Origin of the sequence: Xanthobacter autotrophicus (genome assembly GCF_029991245.1) — a bacterium.
In the GTDB taxonomy this organism is placed as follows: domain Bacteria; phylum Pseudomonadota; class Alphaproteobacteria; order Rhizobiales; family Xanthobacteraceae; genus Xanthobacter; species Xanthobacter autotrophicus_C.
Window position 1 is genome coordinate 1 of sequence record NZ_JAIVFO010000317.1, and the last position, 722, is coordinate 722.

Consider the following 722-nt stretch of genomic DNA (forward strand, 5'->3'; position numbering starts at 1 on the left):
CACGGCCGCCGTCGCTGCCTCCGCTCCAGCGTGGGCCGCTGTTGACGGCGCCCCTTGCGGCGCCCTGGGCCACGCCGCTCCAGCCGTCTCCCGCCCCGCTCTCGGTGCCCCTGACCAACCAGGTGCCGCCGGTGATCCTCCCCGCGCCCCGGCAGAGCTGGGGACCCGGCGGCCCCGTGGCCAACGGCGGCGCGCTGGGCATGCTCCAGCCGGGCATGGCGGCAGGGCTGGTGGGCGCGCCCCCGGCCAACGGCATGTGCTGGTACTACCGCACGCCGGACCAGCGGACGGGGTTCTGGGACCGCTGCCGGCAAGGCCCGCTGGGCGGTCCTTAACGGTGATGCCTCAGTTTGAAAATCTGCTGCGGCGACCGGGCGCGGCGGGAGAGGGGGCCGACGGCGGTTCTATCCAACCTGAGGAACACCACTGGGCGGTCCTTAACGGGTCCTTATGCCGCTGCCGCTAGGGTGCCTTCCGCTGCGCTGCGCTTCCGCCCCATTTTGATGCTGCAAGGGGCGCGGCTCCCGCAGTGCGGCAGACGGGAGCACAAGCCACAGGATCATTCATGACGGCACGCGGACGAGGCGAGGGCATGAGGCGGGAACCGGTGCTGGAACGCCCCGAGAGCCTGTTCGACATCCGTCTCGACGCCCGCGACCGCTCCGCCCCGCCCCCGGCGGACCCGCCGCGCCGGGCAACACGCGCCGCCAAAGCCGCAAAGC

The 722-nt window shown here is 73.1% G+C and carries 1 pseudogene; it reads left to right on the plus strand.

The annotated features are described in order from the left end of the window. Positions 1-335, plus strand: a pseudogene (locus tag K9U41_RS22980) (hypothetical protein); the annotation flags it as partial. Between the last annotated feature and the right edge of the window lie 387 nt (positions 336-722).